Source organism: Thalassobaculum litoreum DSM 18839, from assembly GCF_900102465.1.
In the GTDB taxonomy this organism is placed as follows: domain Bacteria; phylum Pseudomonadota; class Alphaproteobacteria; order Thalassobaculales; family Thalassobaculaceae; genus Thalassobaculum; species Thalassobaculum litoreum.
The window spans coordinates 220,291-234,999 of record NZ_FNBW01000008.1; the positions used below are offsets into that span (position 1 = coordinate 220,291).

At 67.8% G+C, this 14,709-nt stretch carries 13 protein-coding genes; 7 read left to right on the top strand and 6 right to left on the bottom strand.

All coding sequences use genetic code 11. The features are described from left to right. The first annotated feature begins 49 nt into the window (after positions 1 to 49). Positions 50 to 550, top strand: coding sequence for a hypothetical protein (locus BLS34_RS14580; RefSeq protein ID WP_093151339.1), 501 nt, complete (start codon positions 50 to 52; stop codon positions 548 to 550). A 174-nt stretch (positions 551 to 724) separates the two neighbouring features. On the opposite strand, the gene blaOXA is transcribed toward BLS34_RS14580, so the two are convergent. Further along, positions 725 to 1,552 (bottom strand): class D beta-lactamase, encoded by an 828-nt coding sequence (gene blaOXA, locus BLS34_RS14585; RefSeq protein WP_093151342.1) that lies wholly within the window; start codon positions 1,550 to 1,552, stop codon positions 725 to 727. Positions 1,553 to 1,759: 207 nt separating this feature from the next. On the opposite strand from blaOXA, the gene BLS34_RS14590 reads away from it, so the two are divergent. From BLS34_RS14590 to BLS34_RS14615, 5 genes are all read left to right on the top strand, one after another. Further along, a complete protein-coding gene (locus BLS34_RS14590; RefSeq protein WP_028793651.1) occupies positions 1,760 to 2,548 on the top strand; it encodes a short-chain dehydrogenase/reductase in 789 nt (262 codons plus the stop codon). Between the two features lie 38 nt (positions 2,549 to 2,586). Beyond that, positions 2,587 to 3,819: an aminotransferase-like domain-containing protein gene (locus BLS34_RS14595; RefSeq protein WP_028793652.1), complete on the top strand. Its 1,233-nt coding sequence runs from the start codon at positions 2,587 to 2,589 to the stop codon at positions 3,817 to 3,819. Between the two features lie 56 nt (positions 3,820 to 3,875). Further along, positions 3,876 to 4,796: a homoserine O-succinyltransferase gene (locus tag BLS34_RS14600; protein ID WP_028793653.1), complete on the top strand. Its 921-nt coding sequence runs from the start codon at positions 3,876 to 3,878 to the stop codon at positions 4,794 to 4,796. Positions 4,797 to 4,847: 51 nt separating this feature from the next. Further along, complete coding sequence (locus tag BLS34_RS14605) at positions 4,848 to 5,228, top strand: nuclear transport factor 2 family protein (RefSeq protein WP_093151344.1); 381 nt, start codon at positions 4,848 to 4,850, stop codon at positions 5,226 to 5,228. A 377-nt stretch (positions 5,229 to 5,605) separates the two neighbouring features. Then, positions 5,606 to 6,142, top strand: a complete 537-nt coding sequence (locus BLS34_RS14615; RefSeq protein ID WP_093151347.1) for a helix-turn-helix transcriptional regulator — start codon at positions 5,606 to 5,608, stop codon at positions 6,140 to 6,142. A gap of 5 nt (positions 6,143 to 6,147) precedes the next feature. On the opposite strand, the gene BLS34_RS14620 is transcribed toward BLS34_RS14615, so the two are convergent. From BLS34_RS14620 to BLS34_RS14640, 5 genes are all read right to left on the bottom strand, one after another. Beyond that, on the bottom strand, positions 6,148 to 6,795 hold the full coding sequence (locus BLS34_RS14620; RefSeq protein WP_215906117.1) for a TetR/AcrR family transcriptional regulator: 648 nt from the start codon (positions 6,793 to 6,795) through the stop codon (positions 6,148 to 6,150). Positions 6,796 to 6,805: 10 nt separating this feature from the next. Next, positions 6,806 to 8,110, bottom strand: coding sequence for an NAD(P)/FAD-dependent oxidoreductase (locus BLS34_RS14625; protein WP_093151354.1), 1,305 nt, complete (start codon positions 8,108 to 8,110; stop codon positions 6,806 to 6,808). A 160-nt stretch (positions 8,111 to 8,270) separates the two neighbouring features. After that, entirely contained in the window at positions 8,271 to 10,691 is a 2,421-nt protein-coding gene (locus tag BLS34_RS14630; RefSeq protein ID WP_093151358.1) for a GcvT family protein, read from the bottom strand. A gap of 62 nt (positions 10,692 to 10,753) precedes the next feature. Continuing rightward, positions 10,754 to 11,725, bottom strand: a complete 972-nt coding sequence (glk, locus tag BLS34_RS14635; RefSeq protein ID WP_093151361.1) for a glucokinase — start codon at positions 11,723 to 11,725, stop codon at positions 10,754 to 10,756. Then, positions 11,722 to 12,774, bottom strand: coding sequence for an alpha/beta hydrolase family protein (locus tag BLS34_RS14640; RefSeq protein ID WP_093151364.1), 1,053 nt, complete (start codon positions 12,772 to 12,774; stop codon positions 11,722 to 11,724). The genes glk and BLS34_RS14640 overlap by 4 nt, the downstream gene beginning before the upstream one ends. Positions 12,775 to 13,134: 360 nt before the next feature. Here BLS34_RS14640 and BLS34_RS14645 point away from each other — a divergent pair, with 360 nt between their 5' ends. Beyond that, positions 13,135 to 14,676, top strand: a complete 1,542-nt coding sequence (locus BLS34_RS14645; RefSeq protein WP_093151365.1) for a DEAD/DEAH box helicase — start codon at positions 13,135 to 13,137, stop codon at positions 14,674 to 14,676. Positions 14,677 to 14,709: the final 33 nt, after the last annotated feature.

Sequence of the window (14,709 nt, forward strand, 5' to 3'; positions counted from 1 at the left end):
GGCAGAGTGACGGGGAGCAGCAGCAACCGGCAGGGAAGGATCTGACGGCATGCGCATGTGTCACATCCTGGCGGCGATGCTTTTCGGGGCGGTGCCGCTTCTGACGATCGGCCTGTCCGCCCGCGACGCGGCAGCCGACTTCCCATGGTTCGGCGGTCCGAAAGACAAGCTGTCGCTGTCCATCGCGGTGGAGGACAATGTCAGAGGCGGCTGCTGGGCGGACCGGGAGGGGACGGTCGACGATATCGCCCGCACCCTGACGCGCCACGGCATCGGGGTGGACGCGGAGGCACCGGTCAATCTGGTGATCTATGCCATCGGCCATCCCTCGGCGACGGGGCGGTACCGCAAGCGGCTGTCCTGTGTGGGCGTGCTGCAGGTGCGGGTGAACTCCCTCGACGTCTCCGAGGACCAGAGTTTCCAGATGACCAGCCTGTACGACCAGGAACGGCTGCTCGTCTCCCACCATGTGCTCGACCAGGCGATCGGAACCATGGCGGTGGAACTGGTGGACAACTTCTCCCGCCGCTATGCCGAAACACGGGAGTAGGGGACCGGTTCCTCCCACTCTCTCCTACGTCCGCTCCCTACTCCTCCTTCACTCCCCGGATTTAGTCCGGGGCCTACCAAAGGGGCCGCACGGTCCAATCCAGGTCACGCTGCACCGTCGGCCCCGGACTAAATCCGGGGAGTGAAAGAAGGGCGTATTCGCGGCGCCTCACCCTCACTCGGGCAGGCCCTCCGCCCGGTCGAAATACGCCGCGAACAGGCCGTCCCGCGTCTTCGGACCCGCCGGCTTCTCCGGCTTCTCGCTCTCCTGGATGAGCCGGGCGAACACCACCCTGCGGCCGTCGCGTTCGGCCCAGCCGACGAACCATCCGAAGGGCTGGCCCCACATCAGACTGCCGTTCTCCTCCCGCGGCAGGCCCGAGCCGGTCTTGCCATGGACGTGCCAGCCGCCCGGCCGGACGCCGTAGTCCAGGATCGAGACCGTGTTCTCCACCGCCGCCTCGGAGACCGGCAGCTCGCCGGCCAGCATGCGCTGCAGGAACGCCACCTGCTCCGCCGGGGAAATCGCCAGCGACGAGCTGAGCCAGGCCGAGGTCAGGCCGCTGCCCTCGCCCTTCTTGCCGGAGAGATCCCGGTTGCCGTAGCCGAACGCCTCCACATACGCCGCGAAGCGATCGGACCCAAGCCTGGCCGTGACCTGTTGCGAATACCAGACGACCGATTCCTTCATCCACCGTACCGGATCCGCCGGCTGCTTCCACGCTTCGCGCCAGTCCACATAGCCCTCGCGGAACGGCATCACCGGGTCGGTGGGCGAGGTCAGGATGCCCGCGTCGTATCCCATCAGGCTGATAGCGATCTTGAACGTCGAGGCGGGCGAGTAGCGTTGGTCGCAATCGCCCTCCCGTACCAGGGTCCGCGGAGCCTCCGCCGCCGGTCCGACCGCCTCCTCGATCAGGGTGCACACGATCCGGCTCTCGGCGGTTGCCGGCGTGGCGAGGATGGCCTGGGCTGCGATGAGAAAGAGCAGGAGGCGGCGCATGACGGGCCTGTCGATCGGTTGCGGAAGCGGTGCTCGGAGTAGGACGCTGCAAGAGGTCAGCATGACGGCGCCGGCTGCCGCAATACCGTCGCCTTGCGACCGGGTTCTGTTGGGCAATAAGCCCGTCTCCGATAGGTGCTTATCAGCGGCGCCGCGCTTTGCCATGCTTGCCGGCCAATCAACAAGCAATCCGATGGGGAGGCCTGCATGGACCTGGGCGTAAAGGGAAAGACCGCGCTGATCACCGGCGCGTCGAAGGGGATCGGCCGCGGCGTGGCCGAGAGCCTCGCCGCCGAAGGCTGTAACCTGCGCCTGGCCGCGCGCTCCGGCGACATGCTGGAGACCGCCGCCGCCGAGCTCCGCGACGCCTACGGGGTGACGGTCGCCGTCCATGCCTGCGACATCACCGCGCCCGGCGTGATAGACGAACTGGCCGCCGCCGGCATTCCGGACATCCTGGTGAACAATGCCGGCGCCATTCCGGCCGGCGACATCGAGGCCATGGTCGAGGAGCGTTGGCGCGACGCCTGGGAGCTCAAGGTCTTCGGCTACATCAATATGACCCGGACGTTCTTCGCCGCCATGAAGCAGCGCGGCCACGGCGTGATCTGCAACGTCACCGGTCTCGCCGCCGACAAGACCGACTTCAACTACGTCGCCGGCACCACCGGCAATGCCGGCCTGAACGCCTTTACCAAGGCGATCGGCGGGGTCAGCCTGGAATTCGGCGTGCGCGTGTTCGCCGTCAGCCCCGGTCCGGTCCAGACCGAGCGGCTGATCGGCCTGCTGAAGACCCGCGCGGTGCAGGATGGCGGCAGCGAGGACAACTGGCAGAGCTACATGTCCGGCATGCCGATGCAGCGCGCCGCGACGGTTCCCGAGGTGGCCGATACCGTCGCCTTCCTGGTCAGCGACCGGGCGACCTACTTCACCGGCCAGGTCGTCACCGTCGATGGCGGCCAGGGGTCGCGCGGCGGCAGCTTCACCAACAAATAATCAAGAACGGTCCTAACGAGACTCCCGGAGGAAACCCGATGCCTTTCGATTTCGCCCCGCTGCTGAACCCCAAGCTGCCCCCTGCCGCCGGAAAATTCGGCGGGTTCCCGAAGTACAATTTCGTCGGCGGCCACAATGACGGCAGCAGCATCCCGGTGCAGACCCTGGCCGATGCGGTCAGCCGCGCGCTGCTGCGCGAGGGCGATACGCTGGCGACCTACGGGATGCAGAGCGGACCGCAGGGCTACCGTCCCCTGCGCGAGGCGGTGGCGCAGATCCTGGAGCGCCGGGCCGGCATGAAGACCGATCCGGACGAGGTGCTGATCACCGGCGGTTCGCTGCAGGCCATGGACCTGGTGAACAACGCCCTGCTGGAGCCGGGCGACACGGTGATCATCGAGGAGGCCTGCTACGGCGGGGCGATGACCAAGCTGAAGAAGCTCGGCGTCGACTGGGTCGGGGTGCCGGTGGACGGTGACGGCATGCGCATGGACGCCCTGGCCGAGACCCTGGACAGCCTCAAGGCGGCCGGCAAGCGGGTGAAGTTCATCTACACCATCCCGACGGTGCAGAATCCGACCGGGACGGTCCTGTCGCTGCCGCGTCGCCACGAGATGCTGAAGCTGGCTGAGAAGCACGGCATCGCCATCTTCGAGGACGACTGCTACTGCGATCTGATCTTCGACGGTCCCTATGCGGACCAGCGGCCGCCGGCGATCCGCGCGCTCGACGACAGTGGCCGGGTCGTCTATTGCGGCTCGTTCTCCAAGTCGATCGCCCCCGCCCTGCGGGTCGGCTACGTGGTCGCCGACTGGCCGGTGCTGAGCCGCATCCTGGCGCAGAAGTCGGACGGCGGGACCGGGGCTGTTGAACAGCTCCTGCTGGCCGAGTTCGCCCAGGATTTCGACGCCCATGTGGGCAACCTGAACAAGGTGCTGAAGGGTAAGGCCGACGCCCTGGTCGAGGCGCTGGAGGCGGAGTTCGGTACGGCCGCCGAGTTCACCCGGCCGACCGGTGGTATCTTCCTGTGGGTCACCCTGCCCCAGGAGGTCGACACCACCCGTCTCGCCCAGGTGGCGGCTGCCGAGGGCGTTGCGGTAAACCCCGGTGCGGAGTGGTCGGCCGACCCGGAATCCGGTAAGCGTCGCATCCGCATCTGCTTCGCCCACCCGCCGGCGGAGACGATCAGGGAAGGAATGGCCCGGCTGGCCGAGATCTGCCACCGCGAATTCGGTGTCCCGGCACGCGGCCGAAATGTGGAACGGAGTTAGAAATTGACCCAATCGTCATCGACTGCGTCGGTCCTCGCTGAGAGCGGGGGCCGCTGATGCCGATCAAGATCCCCGACGATCTCCCCGCCCGCGCCCAGCTCGAGGCGGAGGGTGTGGCGGTGATGGACGAAGCCACCGCCATCCGCCAGGACATCCGCCCGATGCGGATCGGCCTGCTGAACCTGATGCCGAACAAGATCCGTACGGAGACCCAGTTCGCCCGCCTGCTTGGTGCGACGCCGCTGCAGGTCGAGCTGACGCTGGTGAAGATCACCAATCACGTCGCCCGCAACACCTCCAGCGACCACATCATCTCGTTCTACGAGAACTGGGAGGATATCCGGGACCAGCGATTCGACGGCTTCATCATTACCGGCGCGCCGATCGAGCAGCTCGAGTACGAGGAGGTCACCTACTGGGACGAGCTGCGCCGCATCTTCGATTGGACCCAGACCAATGTGCACGGTTGCCTGAACATCTGCTGGGGGGCGCAGGCCGCCGTCCACCATTTCCACGGCATGCCGAAATACGACCTGCCGAAGAAGGCCTTCGGTGTGTTTCGGCACCGGGCGCTGGACAGCACCTCGCGTTACCTGCGCGGCTTCTCCGACAACTTCGTCATCCCGGTGTCGCGCTGGACCGAGGTCCGGTCCGAGGACATCCCGGCCGATAGCGGGATGGAGGTGCTGGTGGAGTCGAAGGATACCGGGCTGTGCCTGCTCGACGACCCGAAATGCCGGTCGCTGCACATGTTCAACCACATCGAATACGACTCCCTGTCGCTCGGGGAGGAGTACTTCCGCGACGTGGAGAGCGGCAAGCCGATCGACGTGCCGCACGACTACTTCCCGAACAACGATCCGTCCCTGCCGCCGGAGAACCGGTGGCGCAGTCAGGCCTATCTGCTGTTCTGCAACTGGATCAACGAGATCTACCAGACCACGCCGTTCGACATGACCGATATCGGCCACCGCTGAAGGACGCGCGCTGACCGCCTTGCACTGACCCCAACCAGAGGAGACGGGCCCATGGCCGGAGTGATCACCATCGCGTTGCTGGACGAGATCCAGGACGGTTTCAACCGCCACGATGTCGACGGGATCCTGTCGCATTTCGTGGAGGAGTGCGTGTGGGTCATGGCCAGCGGTCCGACACCCCCGGAAGGGCGGGTCTGTCACGGCAAGGCGGAGATCGGCCAGGTGCTGAGCGAGCGCTACAAGCAGATCCCCGACATGCGCTGGGAGGACATCCGCCACTGGATCGTCGACGACAGCAAGGCGATCTCCGAATGGGTGGTCAAGGGCACCCCGGAGGGCGGCGAGCCGTTCGCCTATCTCGGCTGCGACCTCTGGGAGTTCGAGGGCGGCAAGGTGACCAAGAAGGACACCTACTGGAAGATCATCCGGTAGGGCGCCCCGCTCAAATCTTCCGCTGAGCCTTCCATGATCGCCGCAGGAGTTTCCTGCGGGAACGGGTCATGGCGTGTGCATGGTCGGCCGGTTTTGTCGCGACTGTTGACAAATGTCAACGTGTGCTGCATCTATGTTCGGTCGGATGACGAGGACGCGTCACCCCAACAAGGAGGTGGAGGCGGTCATCCGGCTGGCCGAGCGGCTGGGCTGGGTCTGCCGGGCTCAGGGCCACTGGGGGCGGCTCTATTGCCCGCGCAACGATCGGGACGGTTGCCAGATCGGTATCAGCGGCACGCCCAGAAACGCCGACGCTCACGCCCGCCAGTTCAGGCGTGCATTGATCCGGTGTCCGCATCGACATGAGGAGGCGCGCGATGAAGATGTATGAGTTCAGCGTGATCGCCTCTGGCCTGGACCCGCAGGCGGACGATTTCGAGGCGCGGTTCTATGACAACGGCTGCGACGATGCGCTGGTCTCGTTTCAGAACGGCCATGTCATCATCGATTTCACCCGTGCGGCCGAAACCTTCGACTGTGCGATCGCCTCGGCGGTGGAGGCTGTGGCGGCGACCGGCGCGCGGATCGTCCGGATCGAACCCGATCCGCTGGTCAGCCTCTCCGATATCGCCAAGCGCGCCAACATGACCAGGGCGGCGATTTCCAACTACCACCGGGGCCAGCGCGGCGCGGCCTTCCCGTCCCCGGCGGCGCGCATCACCTCGGACAGCCCGCTGTGGGAATGGGCCGACGTGGCGCGGTGGCTGGCGTCGGGGGGCAAGCTGTCACGGGCCACGGCGGTCGAGGCGGAACTGGTACGCCAGGCGAACCTGGCCGTGCAGCGGGGCGAGGTGCATATCGGCCCGATGCTGAAAGCGCGGTCGGAACAGTTCGAGCGCGACCTAGCGACGTAGCGGCGCTACCGCGCCGCCATCTCGTCCATCCAGGCGAGATACGGGTCCAGTTCCTCCGGAGACGGGTCCTGGCCGGTGAAGGCCTTCAGGTAATGCCCTGTCAGCACCTTGCGCTGCTCCAGGGTCTCGCCGAGATCCAGGGCGTAGTAGCCGATCTGCATGAAGTACAGCACGCGCGAGCGCACAAAGGCCTCACGCTCCACCCAGCCGTGCCGCCGGAACAGCTCTGCGATGGCGGCGACACGGGTCTCGTCCGCCCGGTCCAGCTCGGCCCGCACGGCGTCCGAGCGCCGCGCCCAGTCGCGCACCGCGAAGTCCAGGCGCGGATCGAACAGCCTTTCATCCACCCAGCAGCGGAAGATATGCGTCACCCCGTGGACGATCGAGGTCGAGGGCAGGGCCGCCTGCTCGACCACGGCGCGGGTGTTGGTGTCCTGCCAATGGGCCAGCAGCGCGTCCAGCAGCTGGTCGCGGTTGCGGAAATACCAGTAGAAGCTCGAGCGGGACACGCCCAGCCGGTCCGCCAGGGTCAGGACCTTCACGCTGTCCACCCCCTCGCCGATCAGGGTCTCCAGCGCGACCCGGATCCAGTCTTCCCGTGTGGCCTTGGTATGGGTAAGGCGGGCGTTCGGTGGCGGGCCGGCGTCATTCACGATGCATTCCTCATCCCAGGACCGAGAAGCTGCTCTCCTGGTTGATGCTGCGCTTGCGGGAATAGAAGCCGACATCGATATCGCGGCCGAGATAGGGCAGCCGGAAGGAGAGCGGGGCGGTGTCGTGATCGTGTCCGGCCGCGTCGTATTCGACAAGGGCCGCCATCATCTTTCCGGCCACCGGAGCGTTCTTGAACTGGTTGCCGCTGGTCCCGCAGGCCATGTAGTAGCCGCCGAGCGAGGTCTTGTCGTAGATCGGGATCCAGTCCTCGGTCACGTCGTAGAGATCGACCACGCCCTTCATCCGGCTGGGGATGCCGAGGCTCGGCAGGCGCTGGGCGTAGCGCAGGGCCTGGACCCGCCACTGTTCGGAGAACTCGCGGTCGTAGTCGGTGTCGTCCTCGACCCAGACATGGGCGTCGCAGGGCGGGTCCTCGCTGCCGATCAGGATGTTGTTGCCGTGCTCCGGGCGGCAGTAGACGGCGATGTCGCTGTCGGAGAGGACCATGCCGTCGCGCTCGAAATCGAGCCCGGCGGGGGCGGGGACATGCACCACCTCCTGACGCAGGGCGCGGGTGGAGATGGTCATCTCGTCGGTGACGCCGGCCAACGCGTTGATGCGGGCGGAGGCGGGGCCGGCGACGTTGATCACGACCGGGGCGTGGATCTCCGAGCCGTCGGCCAGCCGGACGCCAGCGGTCTTGCCTCCGTTTTTCAGGATCTCGGTGACGGTCGCGCCATAGAGGAACGCCGCACCCTTGGCCTTTGCCGCATCGGCGAGGTTCTGGGCGGCCAGGGCCGGGTCGGTGACATAGCCCGCCTTGGGCCAGAACACCGCCCCGCGCAGGTCGCCGCCGGTGGGATGGCCGAATTCCGGATCGCTGCCGGCCTTGGCCGGGTGGAACTGCGCCAGACTGGTGCCGGGCAGACGGGACCGGATCCGTTCCGGGCTCCACTCCTCGTAGGGCACGGCGAGCATATCGGCGTTCTCCATGTGGCGGGCCATGAAGTCGTTGCCCTCGGTCTTCATGACCAGCGCGCCGCATTCCTTGAAGCGGGCGAGGCCCTCCGTACCGGTTTCCAGGTAGTCGGCCCAGTCGCGCCAGTAGTGGTAGCCCTCCCAGGCGAAGGCGGTGCCGTCCAGGGTCGAGTAATAGGTGCGGATGATGGCGCAGGACCCGCTGGTCGACCCGTGGCCTGCCTGGGCGTTGCGGTCGACGGTGAGGGTCTTCCAGCCGTTCTTGGCGAGTTCGAAGGCGATCGCGGCCCCGATCACCCCGGCCCCGATGATGACGGCGTCTGCGGTTCTGGTCATGGGGGCGATCCTTTCATCGGTGCGGCGTTTGCGGGGTTCCGGCAAGCGGCATATCCGGCCCCCGGAACAGGTCCGGGGAGTGAGTGTAGTTGTTCAACCAGTTCGCACTCCCCGGACCTGTTCCGGGGCGACCCTTTCCGCGTGACGGGACCCATCGTGCTCATCCCCGCAGCCGGGCGCCGCTCGGGTCGTAGGGGCTGTCGGCGATGATCCGGGCCGGGCGCTTCTCCCCGACCACATGGACGTCCACCGCCGTCCCTTCGACCGCCACCTCGCTGTCCACCAGAGCCATTGCAAGGCTCATGCCCACCGAATGCCCGTAGCCGCCGGAGGTCACGAACCCGATCCGTTTACCGTCGATCCAGACCGGCTCGAAGCCGCGGGCGTCGGCACCGTCGGCATCCACCGCCAGGGTCACCAGCCGCTGTGCCGGCGTCCCCGCCTCTTTCTCCCGCAGCGCCGCTTCCCGGCCGACGAAACCGGACTTGTCGAAGGCGATCCAGCGGTCGAGGCCGGTCATGCCGGGGGTGTAGGCCTGGGTGAACTCGGTCGACCACACGCCGTAGCTCTTCTCCAGCCGCATGGCGTTGGCCGCATAGCCGCCGACCGGTGCCAGGCCCAGTCCCTGGCCGGCTGAAACCAGCGCGTCGCGCAGCATCCGGTGTTCCGGCGCCGGCACGTTGATCTCGTAGCCGAGCTCGCCCAGCACCGAGAGCCGGCCGACCCGGGCCCGGGTCAGGCCGATATCCATCTCGCGGCAGGCCATGAAGCGGAAGTCATCGGCGGCCACGCTGTCGTTCACCACCGCCCGCTGCATCAGTGCGCGGGCGTTCGGACCGGAGACCAGCCAGCCGGTCCAGGCGTCGGAAATGTCGCGGACGCTCACGTCCGCCGCGGTGTGGCTGTCGAACCAGCGCATGTGCCACTGGCGCAGGTAGTAGGAGCCCATCAGCCAGAAGGTCTCGCCGTCCCAGTTGAACACCGTGAGATCGCCCATCAGCCGGCCCGTGGGCGAGAGCATCGGCGCCAGACGGGCCCGGCCGACGGCGGGGAGGCGGCAGGCGAGCATCCGGTCCAGCCACTTTGCCGCCCCGGGCCCGCTCACCTCGTAGCGGGAATAGCCCGAGGTATCGAGCAGCCCCACCCCTTCGCGCACGGCGCGGGTTTCGGCGGCAACGATGTCGAAGGCGTTGGAACGCTTCAGGGTCGGCGTCTCCTCGAAACCCTTCGAGGGGGCGAAGAACAATGGCACCTCCAGCCCCCAGCTCACGCCGAAGCGGGCATTGGCGGCCACATGGGCGTCATGGCTGGGCGAGACCCGCAGCGGCCGGCCGGCGGGAAGCTGCTCGTTGGGATAGGCCATGACGAAGCGGCGCGAATAGAACTGGCCGGTGGTCTGGCGCAGGTATTCGCGGTTGGACGCCCATTTGCCGAAGCGGGCGATGTCCATGCCGAAGACGTCCGCTTCCGGCTCGCCGTGGATCATCCATTCGGCCAGGGATTTGCCGACACCGCCGCCCTGGCTGAACCCGGCCATCACCCCGCAGGCCAGCCAGTAGTTCGGCACCCCGGGCACCGGCCCGACCAGCGGATTGCCGTCCGGCGCGAAGGTGAAGGCGCCGTTGACCCATTTGCGGATGCCGGTGTCGTTCAGCAATGGATAGCGCTCGAACCCCTTGGCCAGTTCCGGGGCGATGCGGTCGATATCCTCCGGGATCAGCTCGATGCCGTAGTCCCAGGGCGCACCCTCTATGTTCCAATGCTTCGGCGTCAGCTCGTAGACCCCGACCAGCAACCCGCCGCGCTCCTGGCGCGAATAGGTGAAGCCCTCCAGGTCGGTGAGCATGCACATCTCGCGCTCCCGGCCTTCCAGCTCGGGGATCGGCTCGGTGACCAGGTAGTGGTGCTCCATGGGCGTGACCGGCAGGTCGACCCCGGCCATCAGCCCGACCTGCTTGGCCCAGAGCCCGGCGGCGTTGACCACGTGCTCGGCGATGATTGTGCCCTGCTCGGTCACCACGTCCCAGCCGCCTTCCGCCCGGGGCTTCAGCTCGATCACCCGGTTGCGCAGGATCACGTCGGCACCGCGCTTCTTCGCCGCCCCGGCATAGGCATGGGTGGTGCCGTAGGGGTCCAGGTGCCCCTCATGCGGGTCGTATAGGCCGCCGATCACATCGGACAGGTCGGCGATGGGATTGAGCTCGCGGATCTCCTCCGGCGTCAGCAGCCGGGCCTCTTCCACGCCCATGGTCTGGAAAACCGCCCAGGCGGATTTCAGCCATTCCCAGCGCTCCGGCTTGGACGCGATGCTGACCCCGCCGGTCATGTGCACGCCTACCGCCTGCCCGCTCTCCTCCTCGATCTCCTTGTAGAGCTTGATCGTGTAGGCCTGTAGCGCGGCGATGTTCGGATCGGCGTTCAGCGGGTGGAAGCCGGCCGCCGCATGCCAGGTGGAGCCGGCGGTCAGCTCCGCGCGCTCAATCAGGGCGATGTCGGTCCAGCCGAATTTGGTGAGGTGATACAGCACGCTGGCGCCGACCACGCCGCCGCCGATGATCACCGCGCGGTACTGGGATTTCATGGGCTCACCCTCCCGGACTGGTGGCGGACCGGGGAAGGCTAATCGCGCGTGCGGATCTGTGTCTAGACAGAAGTGTCCAGATCGTTCCTCAAAATTGCCTCCGCCGAGCGGCTCAGCCCGAGCAGGGCGGGCTCGCGATGGGTGATCAGGCGCACGGGGATCGGGTCGAGATAGCCCGCCAAACGGCCCTTGGCGGTGAAGCGGCGGCGGAAGCGTCCGCCGTCGAAAAGATCGCCGAGCTTCGGCACCATGCCGCCGGCGATGAACACCCCGCCGCTGGCTCCGGCTGTCAGGGCGAGGTCGCCGGCGACGGTGGCCAGGAAGTCGGTGAACAGCCCCAGGGCTTCCCGGCAGCCTGGGTCGGTCACCCCTTCGGCGACGATGGCGGCGGCGTCGAGCCGGCGGGCCGGCAAGTCCTCCACCGCACAGACCGCGTCGTGCAGGTCGGCGAGCCCGGCCCCGGAGAGGGCCCGTTCGGCGGAGACATGGCCGTGCAGGTTGCGCAGATAGCCGATCACCCGTTCCTCCAGGCCGTTCTGCGCCGGTAGGGTGGCGTGGCCGCCTTCGCCGGGAACGACCTTGAACCCGCCGTCGCCCGGCACGACGAGGCCGACGCCCAGGCCGGTGCCGGGACCGATCGCCACCATGGCGCCGGGACGGGCGGTCCGCTCCGCGCCGACCGTGCGGTAGTCGTCCGGTGTCAGATGCGGCAGGGCGTAGGCGACGGCGGCGAAGTCGTTGACCACCGCGAGCTGCTTCAGGCGGAAGCGGCTGCGCAGCGGGGCCACGGGAACCGTCCAGTCGCGGTTGGTGAACACCATGGTCTCGGCGTCCGACGGCCCTGCCACCGCGAAGATCGCCCGTTCGGGCTGGGTCTCCCGGCCGATCTTGGCGAGATAGGCGCCGACGGCGTCGTCCAGACTGGCGAAGCGGTCACCCTCCATCGACGATTCCTCGCGCGTGGTCTTCCCGTCGGTGAGAGCGAAGCGCAGGTTGGTGCCGCCGAGATCGGCGATGAGGATGGGGCCGGTCATACGGCTGCCTCCAGGGTTCTGCGGAAATGCGCCTCGGCGAAGGCCACGGCCTGGTCGTGGATCGCCCGCCGGTCGATACCGGGAGGATCGAGGCAGATCTCCGGCGCTTCTGCCCGTCCGAAATCCGTTGCCTCGTTCAGAAAGACATAGTGACCCACCGTCTCCCCCAACAATTCCACCGCGAAGGCGGGATTCTGCTGCCGCAGCCACAGGGCGCAGTCCTCATGCGGGGCCTCCAGGTCGGCTCTTCCGACCATGATCGAGACCGGAAGGCGGATGCCGGCGAGGCTGTCGGGGCGGAAACCGCGGACCGGCGGTGCCGGGGCAAAGGCGACGACGGCGCGCACCCGGGGGTCGGCATAGGAGCGTGACTGCCGCGCGAGCGAGGCGGGGAAGGGCGCGGACGTCCGGAGAAGGTCCTCGAACCGGTCGGAAAGATCGGGGAATTCCCGGGGGCCGCCCGGAGCGCCCGGCTGGGTCTGCGCCCAGTCCTGGAAGCGGGCCAGCTCGGTGACCGCTCCGGCCAGCGACAGGACGGTGCATCCGCCCAGGGAGAAGCCGGCGGCGACGGTGCGGTCCATGTCGAGCCGGTCGGCGAAAAGCGGGTCCTGCAGCAGCATGTCGAGGGCGACGGACAGGTCGCGTGGCCGCTCCCACCAGCACAGGAAGCCTTCCGCCCGGTACGGCTCGATCTCGGTATTGCCGTGATGGCAGACCCCCAGACAGACGTAGCCTGCGCCGGCGAGACGGGCGCCGAGCCAGGCCAGGCCCTCGGATCGGCCGCCGGTGCCGTGGGAGAGCAGCACAACGGGCCATCGCGCCCGGGCCGGCGACAGCGCCGCACCCTGCGCCACCGCCGGCGCTAGGAACAGGTCATGCGGGCCGGTTGTGGCGGGTGCCGGATCGGGCGTGTCGGCGGCGGCCGGATACCAAGCGGTCCAGGCGATCGGACGCGGATCCGTCCCGTCCCAGTCCGAGCGCGTCGGGTCCAGGAAAAGGCCGGATGCCGCGCCGACAACCGATCCGAAAGCAGTTCCCGCCTGGGTCATCCGCGGTCCCTCAACAAGTATCCGCCCCTGGGAGCCTGACGGGTATCCGCGCCGAATTTCAAGGCACTTTGCCGGCGTATCGGGGATCGAAAGGGCGGAAATGTGCGGGATTCACGAATTCTCTTGCAATCGCGACGGCAAGCCCCATTTTGCGGTGCAAGAGACGGTGCCAAGCGTGGACGTGACGGATACCCGCAGTGTTGGCACAGTCGGATGGACGCCCTTAGTTTTAAGCGGAAAGGCCATCACCTTGCTTCTTCGGTCTGAAGGGGCATCATTGGCTGGCTGTTCCGCGCATGCTTGCTTACAGGAATTGAATGCCGACCGGCATGGCCGGGCGGATAAAACGAAAGACTTATTTTGACAGACTTCAAGACCCTCGGCCTTGCCGAGACCGTTCTTCGGGCTGTTACGTCCGAGGGATACGACACTCCCACTCCGATCCAAGCCAAAGCCATCCCCCTGGTCCTCGAAGGCCGCGACGTTGTCGGTATCGCCCAGACGGGCACCGGCAAGACCGCCGCTTTCGTGCTGCCGCTGCTGAGCCGGCTCGCCGAGCTCGGCGGTACCGCGAAGCCGAAGGGCACGCGGGTGCTGGTGCTGTCCCCGACCCGCGAGCTGGCCGCCCAGATCCATGACGCCGTGCGGGCCTATGGCAAGAACGTGCGCCCGCGCTCGACCGTCGTGGTCGGCGGCGCCAAGCCGGGACCGCAGATCCGCGCCTGTGCGCAGGGTCTGGACTTCCTGGTGGCGACACCCGGCCGCTTGCTCGACCATATCGGGACCGGCGCGATCAAGCTGACCGATACGGCCGTCGTGGTGCTGGACGAGGCCGACCAGATGCTCGACCTCGGCTTCATGCCGGCGGTGCGCCGCATCCTGGCGATGACGCCGAAGACGCGCCAGACGGTGCTGTTCTCGGCCACCATGCCGAACCAGATCCGCGCTTTGGCCGACGATTTCCTCACCGATCCGGTCGAGATCGCCGTGACTCCGGCCTCGACCCCGATCGAGCGGATCCAGCAGAGCGTGGTGCAGGTGGCGCGTGCCGAGAAGCGCAACGCCCTGGCCAGGATCCTGGCCGACGAGGCCGTGCGCCGGGCCATCGTCTTCACCCGCACCAAGCGCGGCGCCGACCGTGTCGCCCGCCATCTGGCCTCCGCCGGGCTCGCCAGTGAGGCGATCCACGGCGATAAGAGCCAGGGCCAGCGCGAACGCGCGCTGGACGCCTTCAAGACCGGCAAGTCCAACATTCTGGTCGCCACCGACATCGCCGCGCGCGGCATCGACGTGGACGGCGTCACCCATGTGGTCAACTACGAGCTGCCCAACGTTCCCGAGAGCTATGTCCACCGCATCGGCCGCACCGCGCGGGCCGGCGCCGAGGGCGTGGCCGTGTCGCTGGTCGACGAGGAGGAGATGGAGCTGCTCGGCGATATCGAGCGGCTGATCGGCCGGTCGCTGATCACCGGCGAGGCGATCGATCGCGACGCGCCGAAGCCCAGGGCCGCCGGGTCGGGCAAGGCGAAGCGCAGCCGTCGCCGTGGCGGCGGGTCGCGCACGCAGCAGACGGCCGGCGGCGAAGGCCGACCGCAGCAGAGCCGCGGCGAAGGCCGCCCGCAGCAGAGCCATGGCGAGAGCCGCCCCAAGCAGGTCGGCGGCGCCCGTGCCCAGCAGAGCAACGGCGACGGTCGTCAGAAGCCGGCCGCAAAGAGCGACGGCCGACCGAAGCAGGCTCCGAAGAGCAATACGCGTCCGAATCAGCCCAATGGCGGCGATGCCCGGCCGAAGCGCTCGGGCGGCGAGGCGCTGGACGCCGGCGTCGCGCGGATCGCCGGCGGCACGCCCCGCGGCGGCAAGCAGCAAAAGGGATTCCGTTCTCCGGCGCCTGTGCGCGCCTGAGAGAGCGGACGGAATACCAGTAAACGTCAGTAA

Bases quoted from the DNA above. Each gene is read 5' to 3' on its own strand.
- BLS34_RS14580 (WP_093151339.1), top strand. From the start codon at position 50: ATGCGCATGTGTCACATCCTGGCGGCGATGCTTTTCGGGGCGGTGCCG.
- blaOXA (WP_093151342.1), bottom strand. From the start codon at position 1,552: ATGCGCCGCCTCCTGCTCTTTCTCATCGCAGCCCAGGCCATCCTCGCC.
- BLS34_RS14590 (WP_028793651.1), top strand. From the start codon at position 1,760: ATGGACCTGGGCGTAAAGGGAAAGACCGCGCTGATCACCGGCGCGTCG.
- BLS34_RS14605 (WP_093151344.1), top strand. From the start codon at position 4,848: ATGGCCGGAGTGATCACCATCGCGTTGCTGGACGAGATCCAGGACGGT.
- BLS34_RS14615 (WP_093151347.1), top strand. From the start codon at position 5,606: ATGAAGATGTATGAGTTCAGCGTGATCGCCTCTGGCCTGGACCCGCAG.
- BLS34_RS14630 (WP_093151358.1), bottom strand. From the start codon at position 10,691: ATGAAATCCCAGTACCGCGCGGTGATCATCGGCGGCGGCGTGGTCGGC.
- glk (WP_093151361.1), bottom strand. From the start codon at position 11,725: ATGACCGGCCCCATCCTCATCGCCGATCTCGGCGGCACCAACCTGCGC.
- BLS34_RS14595 (WP_028793652.1), top strand. From the start codon at position 2,587: ATGCCTTTCGATTTCGCCCCGCTGCTGAACCCCAAGCTGCCCCCTGCC.
- BLS34_RS14600 (WP_028793653.1), top strand. From the start codon at position 3,876: ATGCCGATCAAGATCCCCGACGATCTCCCCGCCCGCGCCCAGCTCGAG.
- BLS34_RS14640 (WP_093151364.1), bottom strand. From the start codon at position 12,774: ATGACCCAGGCGGGAACTGCTTTCGGATCGGTTGTCGGCGCGGCATCC.
- BLS34_RS14625 (WP_093151354.1), bottom strand. From the start codon at position 8,110: ATGACCAGAACCGCAGACGCCGTCATCATCGGGGCCGGGGTGATCGGG.